The organism is Clostridium fungisolvens, from assembly GCF_014193895.1.
In the GTDB taxonomy this organism is placed as follows: domain Bacteria; phylum Bacillota; class Clostridia; order Clostridiales; family Clostridiaceae; genus Clostridium_AR; species Clostridium_AR fungisolvens.
In genome coordinates, this window is the sequence record NZ_BLZR01000001.1 from 2,768,133 (window position 1) to 2,790,355 (window position 22,223).

Below are 22,223 nucleotides of genomic sequence, written 5' to 3' on the forward strand. Positions count from 1 at the left end.
TCTTTTAAGTAATTTTAATTATTCTCTTCTGCAACAGCTTTTATGAACCCAATTATCAGATTCCTTTTGGAACCCTAAATCTGTATAGCATATTACCTCTCCTTGAGAAATAGTGCCAGTGCATACTTGACATGTTGAATTAAAGTCAGCTACTTTGGTCTTCCCCATCCATAGAGGCTTTTTCAGTTCAATCAGTTCATTTTTCAACTCATCCTCAGTAAATTCTTTGCAAATCAAATCACGAAGATAACCTGAAAAGTTATTATCTCCATGCGTAAACTTAGATTTTTGTAACGCTAACCTATAAACATGCTCTGGAAGACTGATTGATATTTTTTTATTCACTACTATTATCTCCTATTGTATTAATATCTAGTAATATAATATGAAGATAAGCGTAATTGGTGCACATTTTGTATGAGATTATGCTACTATTGTTTACAAATGGTTGAAATTAATTAAAATTATTTTTATCTATAAAAATCTATTTTCTCTTTTTAAATAACTTTTTTATAATCTGAATTTATATGTTTTTTATTTTAGTAAGGTATAAAAATCATCTTTTTAGTAATTGTTCAATTATACTCGAAATTGGTTTCCTAGCTATTTTAGTGGAATTGATGTTTAATACAGACTATATATTTTTCTAAAGATGAATTAATAAAAATACTTGCCAAGGATCCAAATATAAAAACAGCTGAGGATATTCAAAGTGTATTGAAAGATTTGTTTGGAGGCTTACTTCAGCAGATGCTTGAAGGAGAAATGGATGAACATCTAGGTTATGCTAAGCATGACTATCAAAATAAGAATACAACCAACAGTAGAAATGGTAAGAGTCGCAAAACAATGAAATTTGACTTAGATGTTCCTAGAGACCGCGACGGCTCATTTGAGCCAGAAATCGTAAAGAAGCATCAAACAGATGTATCTCACTTAGAAAGCTCAATTATCGGTATGTATGCTAAGGGAATGACTACTAGAGATATAGCAACTCAAGTAAATCAAATGTATGGAATGGATATCTCTCCAACATTAGTTTCTAATATAACTGACAAGATAATTCCTATGATTAAAGACTGGCAGAGCCGACCTTTAGAAGCTGTTTATCCAATAATATTTATGGATGCAATTCATTTTAAAGTAAGAAAAGACAATGCGGTAGTGTCGAAAGCAGCCTACGCTGCCATAGGTGTAAACTTAGAGGGAAAAAAAGATGTTTTAGGAATTTGGATAGGTTCAGATGAATCAGCTAAATACTGGCTTCTTGTTCTTAATGAATTGAAAAATAGAGGTGTGAAAGATATACTCATAGCTTCTATAGATGGGCTAAATGGCTTTAAAGAAGCCATTAAAGCGGTATATCCAAATACTGAAATTCAAAGGTGTATAATCCATGAGATAAGAAACTCTAGCAAATATTTGTCCTACAAGGATTTAAAAGCATTCAATGCAGATTTAAAGCTAGTATACACTGCGGCCACTGAGGAATTAGCGTTAGCGGAGCTAGATAAGCTAGAAGAAAAGTGGGGAGACAAATACTTAATAGCAATAAAATCTTGGAGAAATAATTGGGATGAGCTTGCTACGTTCTTTAAGTATCCTCCTGAAATTAGAAAGATAATATATACTACTAATGCTATGGAGAGCTATAACCGTCAGCTTAGGAAGGTAACAAAAGCTAAGTCAATATTTCCTAATGACGAAGCATTGCTTAAAAGTCTCTATCTAGCAACTGTAGATATAACTCAAAAATGGACTCAATCCATTAGAGGTTGGGCACAAATACTAGCTCAATTATCAATCTTCTTCAAAGGTCGCCTTGACGACCAACTATTCTAAATAATATCTTTGACTTAGGCTTAATTAACTATGCACTGTACTGTAATAAAAAAAACACTTAAAGTAAAATAAGATTGGAGGTCTGTATTTACTCTCCAACCTTAATAAATTAGAATTTATTTTTCTAAAGTTTACACAAAATACTGACAGACTCATTAAAGATTCCGTATTTTAAACCTATCCATGGAAAGAACATAAAAATATTTGACAACATACAGCGTTTTTTGATATTGTTCAAAGTATTTTAAACATATAATGAACCACTCATCACTAGCCTATCATGTTACCTTCTGAACGTTGCCGCATAAGAAAAAAATACTCCTATACAGTATATATCAACGGCTGGCTTATGCACTTTTATAAGTTATCATATTAACATTTCAAAATAACCAATTTCAACCCACGAATCAATTTCAGGTATAAGTATACTTCCAGGTTGAGCCTCGGTATAACCCATTATTCTGTTTTGATTTGAAGGATTAGTAATGCTATATTGAATATTATTACCATAACCAGATTCATACTGTTCGTCTGTAAGTTCACATTCAAATATACAGCCTTCCATCTCTCTTGCATTATTTTCTATCCAACTCCTTTGAATTATCGTTTGTAGAATTATCATTATAATATTCCCCCTTTATTTGGCAAATAACTAAATTTGTTTATAAAAATCCAAGAAATTTGTATAAATCTTTATAAACACAATATATTCTACCACAATTGCCATGTGTTGGGTAATAAAGCTTAAAACTTCTCTTTCGCAATTCGGGAAAAATTATAATATAGTGTACTAAATTACAAATAGTAGTCTTATACTATCCAGTGATACCAAGAGAATGTAAAATCTTACTCCTCAAGAGGTTAAAATTATACCTAATATCTATAATTAACTTTTATACTTATGAAATTCTCTAACTATCTCATTTATACTTGCTCAAGATTGATGATTATCTTCTATCAACTTTAAAACTTTCATTTGGCTACAATCCTCTCGCCTCCTAAGGATAATTTCACGCTATTTTTATATTCACTAATTTTAATAACATCTTGTGGATACTTTGTATAATCAAATTTTAAAATCACTTTCTTATAATATATTTTTTCATATTATCAAATAAATTCATTATTAATGAATTTTGTCAACCTGTAGTTCTGTATTCTGCAATTCTTAAGAATTCTCACCTGAATATAATGTAGAACATTTACTTCCACTTGATATTACTTTCAAAATGCACTCCTATTCTATCACAAACTAGGGTACGCATTTCTTTCTCTTAAAATATAAAACTATCAAAACATATATTTTACGAAACTGTCAATTTTAAATCTAACTTGTAACTACCTGACATAAAAGACATTCTATGGTAATTATCTTTTAGATGCATATGAATAATTTACATGTAATTTTTCGAGCAATAATAATTATCTTTTTAAAAAAATTCTCGAAAGCTATAACCGAAAGTTTTCTAGTATATTATGTACGCTTGTTCTTTGGTACTATCTTACAACATGAATAATAGCTTCCTACAGAGGTGATTTCGTCTATCATATTAATAACATTATTACCATCTATAATAAAAGAGTTAAGCATAGATGTCCAACACTAATGTGCTCTCTATCTATGCTTATATTTTTATAATTTTAATCGTTACTCACTATACAAAAATATCTTCCATTATTCCTTGTTCCATATCATCAATACTATAGATATGTTCCATTACTTCAAAAGTTTCTCTTAAATTTCCTCTTGCACTCTTCCATCCGATTCCATCCGTAAACCAAACAAATGTAAACCCATCTATCATATCAGCCTCTTTGGATAACATTTTATAGCTTCTAGCAGTTTCGTTAAGCTTGGATCCTCCACCTCCATAAAAATTTGTTTCGCATCCATAAATCATACTTTCTGTTTTAACCACAAAATCAAATCTTTTCGCTGCTTTTCCTTGATTAGAAAGTTCCGACAAATCAATTTGCCACTTTTTCTCTATATCTGATAGGTACATTTCCTTGAAGTATGTAACGTCTTTTTTGAATCCTGATGCTACAATATATTTTTCAACTAAATCTTCCATTTGATGGCCACCACGGTTTTTACGCCCATTAGAATCCAAGCCTGTCTCAATTCCGAATGCATAGTCAACAAGGTTATTAACCAAGTGATTTGATATCATATTAAATAGACCTGTTTTTCTCATAAAAACCTTATACTGTTCAATATCATAGTTCTGATTTTTAAAATTATATAAGAATGCCCCTTCTTCATCTTGTGCATAAATTTCATTACCTCTTACTGCAAGCAATAATGGTATACATCTTAGTGTTTCTGGATACTTCTCAATAATATGCATAAACTCAGATTCTATGTTTTTAGATCCGATAAGTGTATTCAAAATATTTAGTTCAATCTTAATTTCATTTACATTTCGTACAACCTTATCAAAATCAATATAATAATCGTAGCTAGAAATACTTGCACGAAATTTGGTCAACCATTCATCAAAATTTCTTTCCATTACTATTCTTTCTCCAATCTTTTTTTTAATTATATAATACTACATAAAGATAATACATTACCTTTACTAATTACACCTCTGACTATCTCTAGCATAAAGTACTCTATTTTACATTCTTACTTCTTATAATTCATTACTATATAAAACTTCCCTGTTTCTACTTTGTATCTTCTCATCTTGATTTTCTAGTGTCTTCGTTAAAATATAACTATACAATTTTTATGTTCTTAACTTTACTCGTTTCTTTAAAGTAATTAAAGATTTACTTAACTTTTTTATAGTTATTTTTATTCATATAATCGCTACACACTATGAATAAATCCCAGCCCTCATGACTCAATTTTCTTTCTACCTCTTCTATGTGCTATTATCCTGTTAGCTCCTCTAATAAGTAGTTACAGCAATTTCATTGATTGCGCCTCTTCCACTACCCTTACTATTTATGTTTCTTACAGCCTTTACTCTTCCTATATTAAATCCTTCATATAACTCATCAAAAAAGTTATCATTTTCATCTATATTCTTGGGATCTGAATTACTTAACATCACTTTTACTTGCTTACTTTCTGCCAATCTTCTTACCCATTTTCCAAGTCTTATTTGAGATTCATCGTTAAACTCAACTTTAGAATAATCATTAAAGCTAGAGGTATCGCTTAGTGGTCTATATGGAGGATCAATATAAATGAAAGTTTCAGAATTAATATATTCTTCAACTCCAGTAAAATCACCATTTAGAATTATTACATCCTTTAATGCTTTATTTACTTCTAAAAGATTTTCCTCGTCTAAAATTGGTGCACTGCGTCTCTTACCAAATGGCACATTAAATCCACCTTTTTTATTTTCTCTATATAATCCATTAAAACAGGTCTTGTTTAAGAATATCATTATTGCTGCAAGTTCTATCCAGTTTTTGCTAAACTCCTCCACACCTACATGTATTTTTAAGTTGTTAAATAGTTCTCTTTTTTCATAATAAAATTTTTCTTTAAATTCCATCTCATCTGTACTGTGATAGCTATCGTGAAATTCTTCTAATTTCTCTATCAAATCTTCTACATTATTCTGTATTACCTTATATGTTATTACAAGAATTTTATTTATATCATTAATCACAATTCTATCAAAATTATATTTTGCCTGAAGATTAAAGAAAACCGCACCTCCACCAATAAATGGTTCAATATATGTATTAATTTTGTCTTCTTTTAATTTACTAGGATAGAAGTCTTCAAACTGCTCTAGCAATTGAGTCTTTCCTCCTGCCCATTTTAAAAATGGTTTTGCATTATTTCTTATTCCCATTATTAATCTCCTCATCTGTTAGCCTTCTATAGGTCAATTCTAAAAATTCTTTTTCTTTATCAATTCCAATAAATCTTCTATTATTCATTAGTGCTGCAACTCCTGTAGTTCCTGAACCCACAAATGGATCTAAAATCACATCACCTTCATTTGATGAAGATAAAATCACTCTTTTAAGTACTTCCAAGGGTTTTTGAGTTGGATGTTTTCCGTGCATTTTTTCTTTTTTTGGAGTTGTAGGAATTAACCACATACTTCTCATTTGCTTTCCATCATTCATTTCTTTCATAAGCTCATAATTAAATGTATGTCTAAACTTTTTTGTTTTTTTTGCCCATATTAGCGTTTCATGACTTGCAGTAAAGCATCTACAGCCCATATTAGGAGCTGCATTTGGTTTAAACCAAGAAACTTCGTTTATTATATAATAACCCATCTCAAGCAATATATATGTTATCTGATGTATACAATGATAAGTACCAGATATCCAAATACTTCCTTCATCTTTTAAAACTCTATCACAACTTTTAAGCCACTTTTTATGAAACTTAACATCTTCCTTAAAGCCATTTGATTTATCCCATTCACCCTTGTTTACACTTACCATCCTACCATTACTGCACGTAATTCCATCGTTACTTAATAGGTAAGGAGGATCTGCAAAAATTAAATCTACAGACTTCTCATTAAGCTTCATCAATTGTCTATTACAATCTCCTTTATACAACTTAAAGTTACTTTTTTCTTTAAATATAGCCATAATAACCACCATAATTATATTATTATACAAATATATTAACTCTTCTATTTTACATTAAAAAAGAGCTATTTGACAGCTCTTTCAAAACTTTTTTAAAACAAATAAATATTCATGCGCTATAAGCAGAAAATTTTTCTTCTTACTTATTTCTTTCCATTTATCAGCGGACTTACAATTGTGCTGTTCTTTTATGACTATCTCTTTTAGCAAAAATCCTTCATTCATAAATATGTTCATAATATTAAATCCTAAAGGTACGATAAACCCATTCTTTCTTGTATCACCCATAAGTATTGCACAATAACAATTATTTTTTAACACTCTAAAACATTCTTTAGCAACTAATTTCATTGACTTGTAGAAATCTTCCACTGTTAATAAGGATAAATCATCTTTTTCATCATCACTATATTTTATAATATTAGCATAAGGTGGATGCGTACATATTAGATCTATTGAGTTATCATTTATAGCAACAAGATTCCTTGCATCTCCTCTTTCAATTGAAATATTGAAACCATTATATTTATAACACCTTTCTTTTGATATTTTCAACGCATAATCATTAACATCAGTGCCAATAAATCTTCTATTTAACATAGCTGCCTCTATTGCAGTAGTTCCACTTCCTAAAAATTGATCAAGTACTAAATCACCATCATTACTATATCTGAGTATTATGTTTCTTGGTACGTATGGACTCCAATTGCCTGGATAATCACCCCTATGTGCACTCCAGTGTCCTCTATTAGGAAAGCTCCATAAAGAGGTACCTTGTAATTTTCGTTCTACTTCACTCATCAATAATCACCTCTGCTAGATTATTGACTATTACCATTAATTAAATACTTATTGTCATTGAATTGACTCAAAATATGCGCATAAAATATTAATTACTGCTTAGTTTGAATAATAATTTTTTTCTGAATATATAATCACCACCGATTATATAATTACATCACGCATACTTATATCTTTAGGAGTAACCCATATTACTTTAGAAGAATAAAAAAATAGGATCTTTAAGTTGAAATTAATTTTAGGAATATTTACAAATTAATTAGATTAGATACAATTTTAATCAAAAACAAGCACGTTGGTCAAGTACTTTAAATTACTTCTGGACTAATGGCTTCAAGTAGTCAACTCTATTATGAAAATGCTGGACTTAAAACAAACAAAGTAGATTCTACTAGGAAATCAAAAGAAACTGTATTTATAACTTACATATCTCGAAAAATATATAATCTTTTGAATATACAACCTTTCGAGTCCTATTATATATAATAAAACATCAAATATAAATCCTAGTAAAGCACCATGTTACCTTACTAGGATATTTTGATGTTATAATTTACATTTATACCATTATTATACGAGAACATTACGAATCATGAAATTCAAATCAAAGAAAGTCATTGCAAATAGACTACAATTTTTATTATTACAATAACCTCTGTATTTCCATTATGCTAAATAAAATAAATTAGCTCTCGAACCTGCTCCAACATTAATTCCACAGTAAAAAACTCTATTTAAGCCAATATAATTCTACTAAAAAATACTCTTGGATTTTTAAAAACTAATGTTTTGGGTTTCCAGCTTCACAATGTGCACTTCTACATTCACGACAATATGATTGTGGAATAATCTTTCCATTATTCATTGTTCTGTAACCGAAGTCTTCCTCAATATCTGCCTCTCCTTTAGCTATCTTGTTACAACATGGACATTCAGCATATTTACCATAAGGCATATTAACTCCCCCTAAAAATTTATTTGTTATTATACAATACGTAAACATAATATGAAAATCGTATTATCATAATAATACCAAATATGCCATAATTCTTCAATATATAACTTAACTAAAATCTTTTATTAAACTATTGCTCCAATTTTCAACTTATCGGAGCACAAGTATACTAATGCTTTATATCTTTGTTAATTAATTAGTTACCGTGCTTGATTTCTCTTCTAACCTTATGGATAAAAGCACAATAACATATTTAACTAGCACTACCCCCTAGTATTCACTCATTTAAACCCGTGAGAAGAAAAAAAGCTAATTTTATTAGCTTTTTAGAACTTCCAGCAAAATAATTTAGGGATATGTATTTTATTGAACTCAATTAAGGTATAATCCTATGCTAACTTTGACTTGAATGAGCTATGTACATAATCCCTACGCCGAAATGCCATTACTTTTAGCTATATTCTCACAAAAATCTATTACAGAATTTTTAATATAATCTTCTGTCATAAAATCCAATAGCATAACACTTCCAAGCTGAGAAATATACTTTGCGATTTCAGGATAAATATCTTTAATCGTCTCTATTTGTTCACCATATTTCTCAACCATCGCCATTTCTGCTTTTAATGCACCTATAACAATTTTTTTATTATTAGAATATCCGCGCCAGGTAAATTCTCTGTAACGCACATAATTTTCTGTAGCAAACTTTGTTAATAAATATGTATCCTCTAACGTATCATCTTTTGTAAGATATACTCTATAGAACACTCTTGATAAAGCCCCAAACATCAAACCTCTTCTTCGGCCTTGTCCAAACATCCAGTGGTCCTTAATTACATTCTTACCACTATCCATTGGCATTGCTTGTACACCGGCCGCATAACCTTTTTCAAGTATAATCCACATCCAGAAACGTTCATTGCCTAGCACATGCTTCGGCAAATCCTTCAAGTGTTCATACAAAATAACAGCATTTTCAAAATCTACCTTAGAATAATCTCCATCCACGCTACTCTTTAATTCGAAGTCTTCAATTAAGTACTTTTTTTCTATGAAATAATCAGCAGGTAACTCAGCAATAAATGCATCACTACATGTTGGATTGTTCTTAATAATTTTTGTAAATTTGTCTAAATTACCCTTAACCGTAGCTAACGCTTCATCGCTAAGAAATTTTATATTAATTTTACTCATCGTCAGAAGCCTCCTCTCCATTAATTGCCAACTGATAAAAATCTCTTATACTCTTGTCCGTTGGTTCATTCATAAGTAATTGAGCAAGTTCGAAACAATTGATATTGTAAAAATCCTCTGATTCTAATTCTTTTCCCTTAACATACGAATATCTTTTCAAAACAGATTTGAACCAAATCTTATCATCACATATATCCTCTATTGAATCAGTCTCTTCAAAACCTCGTTGTATCTCCTGCAAGCAATTCGAAAGGACCGGCACAACTAAATTTGCAAAAAACATACTATTGTACATGCTATGATTTTTCATAGTATCATAAATATTGTAGTTTTCCGGATTCAAATATATCACTATTTTCCCCGGCTCGTTATTGTAAGTAACAATTCCCTCTGCATCATCTTTATTAACAATAGTAAATATGGATGACATCTTATTATCATTACTCTCATTAATATCTACTCTAAACTTTATACCGTCGTCTGCTGCGAGAATATTCGAAGGGTTTATATGGAACTTATACCCTTCAAAATCCTCAACGAAATCTTCACTTACAAAATCTTCAATCTCTTTTGTTGCAACCAAATACGCTGAAATCGTAACGATATTAGCAAAATGAGAAATTGGTATCTCTTTGTCTTGAGGAGTCTCAAACAACTCAAAAAATTCTCGATATACGGTATTGGAACATTCTATTTCACATATTGCTTTAATATAACCGTTCTCGTACAGTTTCTTCAATTCAGGATTATCCAGGAAAAAGAATATATTTTTCAATACAAGCATTCCGTTAACGATAATCGGAGAGTCATTTTCTTTGTCAAAATCAAAGAAAAACTGAGTTGATTTGTAATCTGCATTGTTATCTTTATCCCTCAATAATGGATAAGGAAATATTTTATTACCTATAAGCATTCATCAACACCTCACTTGAAAACATACTTTTTCTGTTAGTTGTATATTTAACAACATAACGCTCACCCTTTTTCAGAGGCATTCTGACTTTTCCATCAATAATTTCGCACTGTTCTCCGCTTACCTCTGCAGTCACAATTTCAAGTGCATAGGTATCACTTGCATCGCCGCACATTTTGAGTTCCATTTCGAACACTTCCTCATCATGAGGTGCAACAAATCTAAAGTCATACCTTCCCTGCTTCTCATCAACAACAATGTTCTTATACTTAATACCACCTAATTTAACCTTTTTCAAAATAGGCTTATCACCATCTGTTGCGCCATGTCCACCCTGGTCGTTTGGCTCATCATAAGGATTGGGATTAGGTGGTGTTTTTGAATTGCCACCAGTTGCCTTTCCATCATCACCATCATCAGTAATGTCTCCGGTTTCATGTACAAATGTCTCATCATCCTCATTATTTTTTTCTTTCTTTGGCGCCGCTGATTTATTCTTCCTTACCTTAGTAGTATGAACAATATCCTTTTTTATAGTTCTTACTTTAATTTCAACCTCTCCATTTTCTGTAGATGGCAAAAACTCTCCAGCACCAAAGACATCTGTTTCCTCTGAGCTATCAGAAAGCATAACCTCTGTAACAAACTCTCTTATACTATCACGTAGCAATCTTTCAGCAGCCTTTGTTTTCTTTTTAAGTTCCTTATCATCATTTAATCTATTAAACTCCCAATCTGTATGCTGGGGATTCTCAATAGCACGAAGTAACGTATTAAGTTCATTATCTCCAATAATACACATCGCTGAAAAGGGCAACTTACTAAGAGTATCTGTCATCTTTATCTTCATATATGGATATCTAATAAGAACACATTTCTGAGTAGCAGAATCGCTATGATTTGCATCATATTTCTTAACAAGAACATCAATCTCCCCCAGCTCACCAAGCTCGATCTTTTTCTGAATAACATCATCATCAAACAGAAGAGCATACTGGGCCTGAATATCTCTAAACAAACGCTTTCCACATACACGTCTAAGATTAGAATCTGTAATTAACGTAGGTAATGTTTCTTTTGAAACAACAATGTCATCTACCTCCACAACAAGTGTTTCTTCTTTAATTGCGACCATGAAACTTTCAAGTAACTTAGAAATAATAGACCATCTCCAGTCTGTTTCAGCATTAAAACCTATAATATATACGTCAGTTCCATAGTTACCTTCTTCTCTGGTAAATTCAGTATCTAAAGTAAATTCCTCAAGTATTGGCTCCTTCTTTTCATTTGAAGAATAATATGCAATACCTTGAGTTTTTAAGCCATCACCACCAGGAATAGGTGCTGAACGCAGCTTGGAAACTCCAATATATCCACGTTCTTCATCTTTGTTATAAGTTGAATAAAAAACTGTATTTATATTGCTGTTGACAATTGCTGCATTCTTACCAATACCTTTTGAACCTCCAGAGCCACTACCCTTATACGAGATACCAGATCCTTTTGTTAACAAATAAAATGATTTTTCAGGGTCATTTGTATTAACCCCTTCAAGTCCCGTCGTAAAGAAATCACTTACTCTGAGACATTTTATCTTTTTGTCCTTAGAACGTGCCAGCATCTTCTTCAAAGGAACCGCTTCTTTAGGTAAATTCTTTTTATATTCATAGCAGGCCTCTATCATAGAACTTAATTCATCAATTCCCGGAACCTTATCTCTATCCACTTCAAATAAACGATATACAATTTTCGTTAATGGTGGTTTATGATTTGCGTCAATCGAGTTCTGACCAGTTTCTCTTGCTAACGCTTCTTCTGGCTCTTTCTTGAATGTTTCTACATCACCATTATCAAGACCAACCTCCGGTCCAAAATCATTATTTGGACTTCTCCACTTTTTCTCTTCTGTCATTCTGAACGCCCCCTATAGTCTAAATTTTTTCTTTGTTTCTTCCTTTATAACAAATCTATTCTTTTGTTCCTCAAGTTCCTGTTCTATCGCATTAAAGATTGCTTCAACTTGTTCCTCGGAATATGAATAATTTGACGTGTTTGATAGGTTTCCCAACAGATGCAGCATATCTATTATTTTATTTGTTCTATTTTCAGCTAATCGCTTGAAGTTTTCTTCTTTCTGGGTACTCATTTGGCCACCTCCATGTACATATACTATCATTTAGTAGTACATTTGTCAATTATTGTGTATATATTTTTTATATTTACTATTTTATTTATGTTTTGTATTATTCATTTTCTAAATTTAATAATATCACTAATAAAAAATGAGGGGAGTAAACTATTCGCGCACAGCATAAGCCGCTGCGAAAAATTTACACCCCTCTTAAAAAGTCAGGTTCTATATACATTTTTTCTTGCTAAAAACACAGACACATATTCTTCAAAAAAGCCCACTAACCCGCATAAAATCAAGTTTTTTTTGATAGCAAGCAGACAGTCTCCACATGGCTCGAGATGATAGGAAGTCTGTCAAATACCTACTCTCGTTTACGGGAACATATCGACTACAGTTCGTTTTATCACTCACTTATATCGTATTTATCCTGAATGTATGAACTGGTTCCTCTTTCTTTCCAAATGATTTTATAAACATACTCACCGTCATGTTTATTGAACCATTCCCATGATTTCACTCCAACTGCATGAATAATTGGCAATCCCATTCTGTTGTTTCTAACAAGTGATAAATAATTTGAAATTACAAAATCTTGCTGTGCCATCAATTGGTAATATGTGACTTCATCTCCGCTTTGCTGAACAGCTGCAATATCATCTTCAAATTGATGAATAGCCGCCTCATAATTATTATAAACGCTAACATCATAATAATCTGTGTAAACTATTTTTTGTTCGCACCCACACTGCTGTAGCACATCAATTTTTGTTTGGTAATATCCTTCTGGTTCCATGAACAAAATATTGATAATTGGGTTCAGACAGTCTGGACATATCTGAGGATTTCTAAGCAATCTTATGTCTGATTTACATAAATCCCATAAAGCATTAAATTCTAAAAGATAATTATATACAAATTGTGGTTCATCACACACATTTAAATCCTCAATATTTCTTACATTAGCACTTTGTGTCCAGTTAAAAGAACCCAAAAGGCATACTTGCTCGTCAATAATACAAAATTTGTGATGCATAATCCCAGCATAACTTACGAGTCGTATTTCTGCGCCCTTAGAATTTAAGTCATCAATAATGTTTATATACCGTTGGTTTATGCCATCATTATTTATTAAAATTCTTATCTTAATTCCTCTGTTTAATAATTCTAAAAAAATTTGACCATAAATATTAAAATTAATCCATGCTACTGCTGCATAAATGCTTTGTTTAGTATTTTTCAAATAGCCCATTACTATATTCTCTAAATTAGTAAAATAGCATCCAGTCAATGCTAACCCCCCCAACTGATTTATTTCATGCACTAAATATAAGTTATATATCCAAATCACAAAAAATATGTGAACCTGTACTTATTTAATTAAATGCTTTGTGTCAAATTTATACTAATATTTCATCAAACAAATTTTTCATCCTATCTTTTCTTAGAATATACCCAGAAAAGAATACTATCAGTTAATCGCAAAGAAAATAATGCATCTTCCATCGTAGGATTCTCTTGAGTTGATTCGTTTCTGTGTGTGCCATAATCAGACATCATCGAATAAATCATATAAATAGCTTTTGTCTTTGTTAATTTCCCTGCACGGTTCTCATAAAAGAAATCTGCCAAATCATCTTTACGAAGATCAGTATTTAAGGCCTGTGATAAATCTTGTGCAGAAGAGACTGTATTTTCTCCACTGGTATTGTATATTCCTCGCATCCACTTAGCAAAATCTTCCGTTCCTTTATATTTAGAAAAGATACTTACCAAGCAAGTTCTACACGATTCAATACACGCACCTACGTGTCCTTGAGTATAAGCATCAATAGCTGATTCATAAGAGTCATAGACTTCATGGTGATTTTGTTTTAACCAGTTTTCTACGGAAAACAACTCAACAACTCTTTGTTCATCGCTCGCCATACAAGTTGTAACAATCACTTTATCATATTCTATACTTATTGATAATCCAAGCAGCTCATAAAAATTTGCTAACTCCTCGAAATCATCAATCAGTGATTCTGTAATATATCCGATATTAAAAGATTTTGTTATTTCCTTCAATAAGGATATAATCTCTCCATTTTTACTTTCGCGATATAAATCAGCGAAAATACTGTCTAACCCAAGAAATACATCATATTCTTCATTAGGGTTTTCAAACTTATGGGCATAACCATTGTTATAATAGTATGGAATTAAATAATCTGCGTATTTATCAAAGTATTCTCCTAACCCAACACATTTAAGTCTTGATTTGAACTCGGAATTACTCTTTAAAAAGAATCCCTTTCTACTCAATATTTCAGCTATTTTAGATAGAATAATTTCTTTATTATCCATTGAAACCTCCAATTTACAGAATTCAGATTATTTTTCCTGTGTTTTTCCTATCGTTTCAACCCAACTATATGTTTCACCTTTGTATCTCTTATAAAATTCATCTCTATTATTATAGTGATGCCCCACTAAATTAGGTCTGATAGCATCTCTTACCGATAGGATTAATTCTTTCTCTACCTGATTATCCACCAGGGTCATCATAGCAAGGGCATAACCTGCATATAAGCCGTCCAAATATCCATCTTGATGAAAATTGGCAATCAAGAGTTCATCTGGTAAACCATTATAATCCTTAGGAATGATTCCCTTTTCAAAAAGCTGGTTAGACCACTGAGTAACTATTTCCTGCTTTGCATCTGGACTACTAAGCAATTTTTCAATTCCTTTTGGTATATCTTTTATTTTACCTTTTAAGTAATCAAAGACGATATTTGATAACAGCGTCAAAGCATCTGATATATTTTCATTAATATTTTCTTTAACCTTATCAGCAACTCCATCACCAAGATGTACAGATTTATCATTTTCTATCATGTAACTATCCTCCGTTTTTAGATTTTTACCGTTTTTAACGTAATAAATATTGAAAATTATAACAATATGTTCTTTAGAGCATTGCTCATTAATTCTTGACGTTTTTCCATAAACTCTTCAAAATTTGAAAGTTCATAGGAAATGTCTTCCGGAAGGTATTTGGCATTTTCAGAGTTTTCATCTACTTTCAACCAATCCGCAAGTGGAGTAGCATTCTTCGATTCGTTCTCTCGACCTTCTAACAATTGAAGATTTGCAAGTGTGTTTCTTCTTCTACGCCATTCTTCTTTAGTATCTTCATCAATCACTGAACCACGCGACAATACTAAGCCATTAATCTTTCCTTCTTCAAATCCAGTATGTGGATGCATATGGTCTTGATGAAACCCCTTCTGGCTGTACTTTAAGTTTGGATACAGAAGCGAAAGCAACATAAATGTATATGCACCTATTTCATATGTATCAAACATCGCATCAATTTCATCTGCTGTATAACGAAGTGTTCTGTCCCCGGTGAACCTAACACTATTAAGATTTGACATTTTAAATAAATCTGCAGGTGCAGCTTTCAATGCTTCTCTAATACTTGCTAACGCAGAATTTGATGCTGTACCAAAAATCTGCTTAACTTGAGCAATAACAATGTACTTTCTTAATTCACATTTACTTTCTGCATCAAATTTTCCACCTTTGAATCTATAATAGACCATAGGGGAAATAGCAACATAAGATATGATGTTTTCAGAATTAAATCCGAATTCATTCAACAAGTCGACCGTATCTTTAATAGCTTGACGGATACTGTTCCAGTTATCTTTAATTTTGAGTACACTATCTTTTTTAAATGTTTCAACTTTCAATGCTACTGACATATCTAATAGATACAGGCAAGTACGCATTATGAAGTCATTCGTGAAATTAAAACCTTCACCCTTTTTGTTAATCTCTGATAACAGCTTATCTATTTCATCTCTTGCTTTATCCCAATGAGATACGATAGTTGAGAACAGCAAATCACTTTTAGACAGCACTGTACCACCGGAATTTACTCTTACAAAAATATCCAAAACGCTATCAATTGAATCCTTCTCTACCTCAAAATAATTAATTATTTCGTCTGTCGCAAGTCTTGTGTGAAGTAATGATATATTTTTTGTTGCTGTTTTATCTGTAGCCCATCCATTAGGAATAATAACATCCGTCAAAAGGTCTTCCGCAGAATACTTTAAAATATCTTTCACAAGATACCAGATTTTATTATTTTTATTCTTGGATGCGTCTTCCTGCGTTAGAAACTTGAACTCGTAAGAAATGTCATCATCATCTGTCTTTTCGCTATGCAGGTCAAAGTACAATTCCTTCTTTGGAAATGCATCATCATTCTTCCATCTCTTGTTTGGTAACTTTCGACTTATACTTCCTTGTAGTGCAATGTAAAGTGATGTGAGCCTTTGCTGACCATCTAACACTGCCCATAGGGTTTCATCTCCACTGCCAATTGGAAACGGTTGTGGTGCTGCCGGATTCTTATACATATCACGGTCATGGTAATCTTTGATGAACTCATACATTGAATATTCTTTTTGATTTACTATTGTCTTTTTTACTTTCCAAAATAAAAAAGTTCCAATAGGATAACCAAGCATAATGGAATCCATCAACCTTGTGATTTGAGAATCCGCCCATACATATTTTCTTTGTATAGCGGGAAGATAAATTCTTCTGCTATTAACATCTTCGATTATAGATCTAATACTCTTCTTTTCGTATGCCATATATACCTCACTAATTGCCTATTTTTATCTGTTCTCCATCTGGAAGGATAAATGATTGCTCAAATGTAACTCCCATTACATCTGCAATTTGTTTTAATTCATCGAGGGTAACCGTATCTCGTTTCATTTTTTTACCGAAGTTCTGTGGTGTCTGACCAATCCTTCTTGCAAGTTCAGAAACACTTATATTCTTTTTACTACACAATTCCTTAATCATATCGGATGTCTTCATCTCTTCCTCCATCCCGTATCATTTACACATATTTATAATTATAAACCATTTGGTTTATAATCACAAGATGCTCATATGTTAGTTTACTGAAAATTCACTAAGCAGAAAACACCCTGCATTTCTGCAAGGTGCTAACTTCTGCAACCTATTCTTTTATCTTTCCACATCCACGCTTGTGCCTGACTTGAATTCCACCGAGAACTTTTCCTCATAAACCGTTACCTTTTCAACCATTCGCCTCACAAGGGATTCATCATATTCTCCTATCTGCTCCATCTGCTCTGAAAGGAACTCCTGCATCTCGGCAATTCGCTGTTTCAAGCCTTCTCTTTCCGCATTCTCAACCATAGCATTCTGCTTTTGTTCTCGCAGACGGTCTATCTCATCAGCAAGGTCGTTATAATCCTTTTTAGCATTTGCTCGTTTCAACAGTTCCCTTTGCAATTCTTCCAGTTTAACATTGATGCTTTCCATAGAACCTTCATCTTCCAAAGCAAGTACCGATGCAATGTTCTGCTCTAAAGCTACAAGCATATCATCCTTGCCACCAAGTGCCCTATTGATAGCTTTTATTACAGCCCCTTAAAGTTCCGTTTCCCCAACTGTAGGTGCATCACAGCGTTCTGGACCATTTTCCACTCGGGTGACGCATCGCCAAACAAAGGAACGCTTGCCCCTATTATTCCAAGCAATTCTGCGATATATGTCACCACACTTTGGACAATATACAATGCTTGAAAGAGCATACTTGCTACTATAAACTCTTTTCTTTCGGTCAGCACCACTATGGAGATTAACTCTTCTTAGCATTTCCTCCTGCACCTGCATATAAAGGTCACGAGGAATGATGGCTTCATGGCTATTTTCTACATAATACTGTGGAACGATACCGTTATTTTTAACTCGCTTTTTCGTAAGTACATCCTCTGTTATGTCTTCTACAAAAGGGAATCACCGATGTATTTCTCATTTTTTAGGATTTTCTTTATAGTTTCTGGCCTCCATCTTGATTTACCAGCTACAGTTAGGATACCATCTGATTCCAAACTTTCTCCGATTTGTTTTAGTCTTGCTCATTGCAGATACTCCAAATATATGCATTCTACAATCTCTGCCTCAGTAGGTCCTATAATCAGATGACCTTCATCATCTTTGGTATATCACATAAAACGATTGTGGTTCACCTGTACCTCACCGTTTTGGTAACGGAACTGCAATCCAAGCTTTACGTTCTTGCTTAAGGATTCAGGTTCTTGTTGTCTTGTATAAGGAAACATATCCTACACAATCTGATTAATTAAACTTTTCTACCATTAAAAACAATCACTATTCAACCTCTTATACCTCTTATATCTTCCTACTTCTCCCCAAAATACTCTCCAAGTCTTTCCTCACACCTTCTATAAATCCACTTCTTCTCTTCCCTACTAAGTTTCTTCCATATCTTTTTATTAAACTGAATATATTCAATATCCTTACACTTTTCCAAAAACCTCATGTCTTCAAAGCGCTTAAATGGATTAGAAAATATATTTGCCTTTGCTTTCTTCCTATCTATAATTTCATCATTATATAGTGACTTCTTCTTTTCGGCTTGAAGACCTCTGCATTTTCTATCTTCATAATAATCTATAAAATAATCAACTACATCTTCAACTAGAACTCTTCCATTATCATCACACTGTTCCAGCATAGCCATTAGAAGAACTGGTTTATAGGAGTAAGACATATCCATCTTTTCAACAAAGTCTATGAACTTTTCCTTTATGTTTGAGTCATTTATTATATCCCAATTAAACTGTTCTGCGTACTTTACCAATGTTTCTTCTTTAAAATATTTAAAGCTTGTGTTTCCACATGGTACTTCAAGATCAGCAACTATTTTTCCTTCTCTAATATACCTTCCTATAGTTTCAGACTGTACATCAACTCTTCTAACGAACTCCATCTGAGATATCATATTTTGAGCTTCTATATTCCAATTGAATAAATCTATATGTTCATAGTCTAGTACATCTACAGGAAGATCAATAAGCTCTACTGGTTTTTCACCTCTTCTAAGTACATCATCTTCAATTCTTTTCTTGTTGCCTTGACCTAGAACTAAGCCACCTGGAATATAATCTGATAAGTTAAACATTCTATGCGTGGATAATGGCATATTAAAGAGATTTGCATTATCTATAAAGTCAAATACTAATAAATAATCCTTACCTTCAGCCTTTCTTGTACCTCTTCCAAGCTGCTGCATGTATATTACTTTAGACATAGTTGGCCTCGCCATGAAAAGCACTTCTGTTCTAGGACTATCCCAGCCTTCATTTAATAAATCACAAGCGCAAAGCACCTTAACTTCTCCAGCTTCATAATCCTTTAATAATTTCTCTCTTTTAGATTGCTTCATTCCACCTGATACAGCCTCAGCTCTAATTCCCTTTTCTCTAAATAGCTCTGCAATATCCTCCGCATTATTTACAGATGCGCAAAATACCACTGTCCTCTTGTGCTTAACATAATTTAAATAAGTATCTACAATTACATTATTTCTTTCTGGAACAAATAGTTTGCTTTCTAGATCCTTAGAATCGTACTTAATTCCTCTTATTCTAACATCAGAAATATCTATATTTGTCTTTATTCTTATACATCTGATCTCTGTAAGTATTCCTTTTTCAACAGCAGTCTTTATATCAAGTTTGTGAGCTACATTTTTAAATATTTCTAGCAAGTCTTCTCCATCAGTTCTCTCTGGAGTTGCAGTAAGACCTAGAGTAAAGCTTGGTTTAAAGTAAGATAATATATCCTTATAGCTTGCAGCTGTACCATGATGAGCTTCATCTATAATAATGTAGTCAAAATCTTCAGCGTTAAAATCCTTTAAGTTCTGACTAATACTCTGAATAGAGGCACAAACCACATGAGCTTCTTTTTCTTTAATATCCCCCATGTAAATACCACAACTAGCATCACTCCAAAGCTCTTTAAACTTTTCATTTGCCTGTGTAATAAGCTCTTTTGTATGAGCAATAAACAAGGTTCTCTTTCCAATAGACTTTGCATCCTCAACAGCTGTTACAGTTTTACCTGTGCCAGTTGCATGATAAAGCAGAGCAATGGTATCTCCTGCTGCTCTTAGGTTTTTAAGACTTTCAAGAGCTTCTTCTTGATGCTCTCTAAGTTCTAGTGTACTTCCTTTCTGACTAGGCAAATAATCCGAAATGTTTTGCTCCATCAAATCACCTAAAAAAGTTAACATCTCATCCTTAACCTTATCTGGATATTTCTTCATCTGCCCATCAGTCCACCTATAAAGCTTCCAGTTCTTATATATGATGCTGTTTTGTTTTAATAAATCATCATAATACTTTTCGTGACTTATCTTTCCTGGCTCATGAACACCTTCCCCATCAATCTCAATTGCAACCTTTTCATTATCAGTAACTATAGCAAAATCAATATATCTACTTCTACCATAGATATCTTCTATACCATACTGTATTGCGAGTCTATTAGTTTTTTCAGGTCCAAAAACCTCTGAGAAAAGTTCTATAAATTTATCTTCAGCCCCACTAGCTAGTTTTATTCCTTTGCTTTCAATACTCATCTCATCCACCATGAGATCCTTTGCATTTCTTAATAACTATATGTTTTTATTGCTAAACTCTCTAGATTGTAAAATTGCACCTAATCTCTATCATCTAACTAATTGTATAATATCTATAAGCTTTTATATAAGACTATGATTAAGAATATTGTTGAAAATAAATGGTTATACAGGAGACGCTCTATGAGCGAGCTGTTAGAATTAAATGATTTTTTCAGATGGAATGGCGTTAATAAACTGTACTGTCCGAACGTAGTGAGTTTACAGTTTTAGCCATGGAATATGACAAAATCATATTAATTCTTTGCATAAGCTCATTAAAGCGTTGGATGACTAACCATTTATTTTCAACACAGTACTTTAACAGCGTATTATATAAAAATTGCATCAGTAACGACCAATGCAATTTAATTATATACCTTATTTTACTCCTTATCCATAATTTTCATTGTGTTAAAATACTTGTTTCCTGAACAATGTACTGCTAGTTGTATTACACAAATGTGCATATTTTCATCATAATTTCTTTCACAAATTTCTATCTAACCACCATCCTCTCCCCCACTCTAATAACATTTGCATCACAAATATCATTAACCTCAACCAATCTCTGAACCGTAGTCCCATATCTCTTAGCTATAGAGTACAAAGTGTCTCCCTTTACCACAGTGTAATAGTTAGTCTGATCACTTGAAGTATTATTCACTGGTCCATTAATCTCAAAGGCTTTACAGATACCTCTAAATATGGCTTCTGCCATCTTCTCTGGACTATAGTTATTCATGTCAATAGGGCTGTCACAAAAAGCGCATTCTATCAGTATTGCTGACATATTGGTGTTCTTTAGAACATAAAGTTCTCTCCGATCCTTAACTCCGCGATTAGTAAAGCCAAGGTTAGTTATCTCAGGCAATATTATCTTTGTTACTTCCTCTGCTCTCCCTCCAGTTATGCATAAAATCTCCGTTCCATGAGCCCCTTCAAAATAGTTATGGTGAATTGATACAAAAAAGTCGGCATGTCCATCATTAGCTGCTTGTACCCTTTTGCTTAGTGAATCAACAAGACTATTTGCACTTTGTGGCAAACATTCTATAACCTTAAGTCCAGTAGCTCTTAGTTTATCAATGAGCTGCCTTCCTACCTCAAGGTTTAGTGAATCCTCCGTCCTTAAACCTACTGCTCCTCCGTCAAAGCTTACGTTGTGGCCAATATCGATTGCTATTGTGTTTATTTTACTCATTATTACCACCTCCAACTTGTATATATGCTTGAAGAATCACCAAAACAGTTTATCCGAAGAAAT

General features: G+C 32.4%; 22 protein-coding genes. 1 reads left to right on the forward strand and 21 read right to left on the reverse strand.

All coding sequences use genetic code 11. The features are described 5' to 3' along the window. Positions 1 to 18: 18 nt before the first annotated feature. A complete protein-coding gene (locus tag bsdtw1_RS12055) occupies positions 19 to 345 on the reverse strand; it encodes a hypothetical protein (RefSeq protein ID WP_183277811.1) in 327 nt (108 codons plus the stop codon). 291 nt (positions 346 to 636) lie between these two features. On the opposite strand from bsdtw1_RS12055, the gene bsdtw1_RS12060 reads away from it, so the two are divergent. Beyond that, on the forward strand, positions 637 to 1,842 hold the full coding sequence (locus bsdtw1_RS12060) for an IS256 family transposase (protein ID WP_183279800.1): 1,206 nt from the start codon (positions 637 to 639) through the stop codon (positions 1,840 to 1,842). Positions 1,843 to 2,209: 367 nt separating this feature from the next. On the opposite strand, the gene bsdtw1_RS12065 is transcribed toward bsdtw1_RS12060, so the two are convergent. The 20 genes from bsdtw1_RS12065 to bsdtw1_RS12155 form a co-directional block, all read right to left on the reverse strand. Continuing rightward, positions 2,210 to 2,464 (reverse strand): hypothetical protein, encoded by a 255-nt coding sequence (locus bsdtw1_RS12065; RefSeq protein WP_183277812.1) that lies wholly within the window; start codon positions 2,462 to 2,464, stop codon positions 2,210 to 2,212. 1,033 nt (positions 2,465 to 3,497) lie between these two features. After that, a complete protein-coding gene (locus bsdtw1_RS12070) occupies positions 3,498 to 4,358 on the reverse strand; it encodes a type II restriction endonuclease (RefSeq protein ID WP_183277813.1) in 861 nt (286 codons plus the stop codon). 384 nt (positions 4,359 to 4,742) lie between these two features. Then, positions 4,743 to 5,666 (reverse strand): DNA adenine methylase, encoded by a 924-nt coding sequence (locus tag bsdtw1_RS12075; protein ID WP_244638163.1) that lies wholly within the window; start codon positions 5,664 to 5,666, stop codon positions 4,743 to 4,745. After that, positions 5,650 to 6,426 carry a DNA-methyltransferase gene (locus tag bsdtw1_RS12080; protein ID WP_183277815.1) on the reverse strand — a complete coding sequence of 259 codons (777 nt, stop codon included), beginning with the start codon at positions 6,424 to 6,426 and terminating at the stop codon, positions 5,650 to 5,652. Before bsdtw1_RS12080 ends, bsdtw1_RS12075 begins: the two co-directional genes overlap by 17 nt. Before the next feature lie 81 nt (positions 6,427 to 6,507). After that, the gene (locus bsdtw1_RS12085; RefSeq protein ID WP_183277816.1) at positions 6,508 to 7,227 is read right to left on the reverse strand and encodes a TRM11 family SAM-dependent methyltransferase; all 720 of its coding nucleotides are present in this window, start codon (positions 7,225 to 7,227) and stop codon (positions 6,508 to 6,510) included. A gap of 781 nt (positions 7,228 to 8,008) precedes the next feature. Continuing rightward, positions 8,009 to 8,182 (reverse strand): hemagglutinin, encoded by a 174-nt coding sequence (locus bsdtw1_RS12090; RefSeq protein ID WP_183277817.1) that lies wholly within the window; start codon positions 8,180 to 8,182, stop codon positions 8,009 to 8,011. A gap of 429 nt (positions 8,183 to 8,611) precedes the next feature. Beyond that, a complete protein-coding gene (locus tag bsdtw1_RS12095; RefSeq protein ID WP_183277818.1) occupies positions 8,612 to 9,379 on the reverse strand; it encodes a DUF6339 family protein in 768 nt (255 codons plus the stop codon). After that, complete coding sequence (locus tag bsdtw1_RS12100; protein WP_183277819.1) at positions 9,372 to 10,292, reverse strand: hypothetical protein; 921 nt, start codon at positions 10,290 to 10,292, stop codon at positions 9,372 to 9,374. The genes bsdtw1_RS12095 and bsdtw1_RS12100 overlap by 8 nt, the downstream gene beginning before the upstream one ends. Further along, complete coding sequence (locus bsdtw1_RS12105; protein WP_183277820.1) at positions 10,279 to 12,204, reverse strand: hypothetical protein; 1,926 nt, start codon at positions 12,202 to 12,204, stop codon at positions 10,279 to 10,281. The genes bsdtw1_RS12100 and bsdtw1_RS12105 overlap by 14 nt, the downstream gene beginning before the upstream one ends. Before the next feature lie 12 nt (positions 12,205 to 12,216). After that, positions 12,217 to 12,438 (reverse strand): hypothetical protein, encoded by a 222-nt coding sequence (locus bsdtw1_RS12110; protein ID WP_183277821.1) that lies wholly within the window; start codon positions 12,436 to 12,438, stop codon positions 12,217 to 12,219. A 391-nt stretch (positions 12,439 to 12,829) separates the two neighbouring features. Continuing rightward, positions 12,830 to 13,714, reverse strand: a complete 885-nt coding sequence (locus tag bsdtw1_RS12115; RefSeq protein ID WP_183277822.1) for a phospholipase D-like domain-containing protein — start codon at positions 13,712 to 13,714, stop codon at positions 12,830 to 12,832. Positions 13,715 to 13,857: 143 nt separating this feature from the next. Next, positions 13,858 to 14,772 (reverse strand): hypothetical protein, encoded by a 915-nt coding sequence (locus bsdtw1_RS12120; protein WP_183277823.1) that lies wholly within the window; start codon positions 14,770 to 14,772, stop codon positions 13,858 to 13,860. A 27-nt stretch (positions 14,773 to 14,799) separates the two neighbouring features. Continuing rightward, positions 14,800 to 15,306, reverse strand: a complete 507-nt coding sequence (locus bsdtw1_RS12125) for a hypothetical protein (protein WP_183277824.1) — start codon at positions 15,304 to 15,306, stop codon at positions 14,800 to 14,802. A 56-nt stretch (positions 15,307 to 15,362) separates the two neighbouring features. Next, the gene (locus bsdtw1_RS12130; protein ID WP_183277825.1) at positions 15,363 to 17,081 is read right to left on the reverse strand and encodes a DUF262 domain-containing protein; all 1,719 of its coding nucleotides are present in this window, start codon (positions 17,079 to 17,081) and stop codon (positions 15,363 to 15,365) included. Between the two features lie 10 nt (positions 17,082 to 17,091). Next, entirely contained in the window at positions 17,092 to 17,313 is a 222-nt protein-coding gene (locus bsdtw1_RS12135; protein WP_061307109.1) for a helix-turn-helix domain-containing protein, read from the reverse strand. 153 nt (positions 17,314 to 17,466) lie between these two features. Next, positions 17,467 to 17,847, reverse strand: coding sequence for a site-specific recombinase (locus tag bsdtw1_RS23680; RefSeq protein WP_308463790.1), 381 nt, complete (start codon positions 17,845 to 17,847; stop codon positions 17,467 to 17,469). Positions 17,848 to 17,895: 48 nt separating this feature from the next. Then, a complete protein-coding gene (locus tag bsdtw1_RS23685; protein WP_308463791.1) occupies positions 17,896 to 18,141 on the reverse strand; it encodes a recombinase zinc ribbon domain-containing protein in 246 nt (81 codons plus the stop codon). A gap of 110 nt (positions 18,142 to 18,251) precedes the next feature. Continuing rightward, the gene (locus bsdtw1_RS23690; protein ID WP_308463792.1) at positions 18,252 to 18,359 is read right to left on the reverse strand and encodes a recombinase family protein; all 108 of its coding nucleotides are present in this window, start codon (positions 18,357 to 18,359) and stop codon (positions 18,252 to 18,254) included. Positions 18,360 to 18,670: 311 nt separating this feature from the next. Further along, positions 18,671 to 20,917, reverse strand: a complete 2,247-nt coding sequence (locus tag bsdtw1_RS12150; RefSeq protein ID WP_308463793.1) for a DEAD/DEAH box helicase — start codon at positions 20,915 to 20,917, stop codon at positions 18,671 to 18,673. Positions 20,918 to 21,455: 538 nt separating this feature from the next. Next, positions 21,456 to 22,160, reverse strand: coding sequence for an N-acetylmuramoyl-L-alanine amidase (locus tag bsdtw1_RS12155; RefSeq protein WP_183277827.1), 705 nt, complete (start codon positions 22,158 to 22,160; stop codon positions 21,456 to 21,458). Positions 22,161 to 22,223 lie beyond the last annotated feature (63 nt).

Bases quoted from the DNA above. Each gene is read 5' to 3' on its own strand.
- bsdtw1_RS12065 (WP_183277812.1), bottom strand. From the start codon at position 2,464: ATGATAATTCTACAAACGATAATTCAAAGGAGTTGGATAGAAAATAAT.
- bsdtw1_RS12070 (WP_183277813.1), bottom strand. From the start codon at position 4,358: ATGGAAAGAAATTTTGATGAATGGTTGACCAAATTTCGTGCAAGTATT.
- bsdtw1_RS12075 (WP_244638163.1), bottom strand. From the start codon at position 5,666: ATGGGAATAAGAAATAATGCAAAACCATTTTTAAAATGGGCAGGAGGA.
- bsdtw1_RS12080 (WP_183277815.1), bottom strand. From the start codon at position 6,426: ATGGCTATATTTAAAGAAAAAAGTAACTTTAAGTTGTATAAAGGAGAT.
- bsdtw1_RS12085 (WP_183277816.1), bottom strand. From the start codon at position 7,227: ATGAGTGAAGTAGAACGAAAATTACAAGGTACCTCTTTATGGAGCTTT.
- bsdtw1_RS12090 (WP_183277817.1), bottom strand. From the start codon at position 8,182: ATGCCTTATGGTAAATATGCTGAATGTCCATGTTGTAACAAGATAGCT.
- bsdtw1_RS12095 (WP_183277818.1), bottom strand. From the start codon at position 9,379: ATGAGTAAAATTAATATAAAATTTCTTAGCGATGAAGCGTTAGCTACG.
- bsdtw1_RS12100 (WP_183277819.1), bottom strand. From the start codon at position 10,292: ATGCTTATAGGTAATAAAATATTTCCTTATCCATTATTGAGGGATAAA.
- bsdtw1_RS12105 (WP_183277820.1), bottom strand. From the start codon at position 12,204: ATGACAGAAGAGAAAAAGTGGAGAAGTCCAAATAATGATTTTGGACCG.
- bsdtw1_RS12110 (WP_183277821.1), bottom strand. From the start codon at position 12,438: ATGAGTACCCAGAAAGAAGAAAACTTCAAGCGATTAGCTGAAAATAGA.
- bsdtw1_RS12120 (WP_183277823.1), bottom strand. From the start codon at position 14,772: ATGGATAATAAAGAAATTATTCTATCTAAAATAGCTGAAATATTGAGT.
- bsdtw1_RS12125 (WP_183277824.1), bottom strand. From the start codon at position 15,306: ATGATAGAAAATGATAAATCTGTACATCTTGGTGATGGAGTTGCTGAT.
- bsdtw1_RS12130 (WP_183277825.1), bottom strand. From the start codon at position 17,081: ATGGCATACGAAAAGAAGAGTATTAGATCTATAATCGAAGATGTTAAT.
- bsdtw1_RS12135 (WP_061307109.1), bottom strand. From the start codon at position 17,313: ATGAAGACATCCGATATGATTAAGGAATTGTGTAGTAAAAAGAATATA.
- bsdtw1_RS23680 (WP_308463790.1), bottom strand. From the start codon at position 17,847: ATGCTTGTAGCTTTAGAGCAGAACATTGCATCGGTACTTGCTTTGGAA.
- bsdtw1_RS23685 (WP_308463791.1), bottom strand. From the start codon at position 18,141: ATGCAGGTGCAGGAGGAAATGCTAAGAAGAGTTAATCTCCATAGTGGT.
- bsdtw1_RS12150 (WP_308463793.1), bottom strand. From the start codon at position 20,917: ATGAGTATTGAAAGCAAAGGAATAAAACTAGCTAGTGGGGCTGAAGAT.
- bsdtw1_RS12155 (WP_183277827.1), bottom strand. From the start codon at position 22,160: ATGAGTAAAATAAACACAATAGCAATCGATATTGGCCACAACGTAAGC.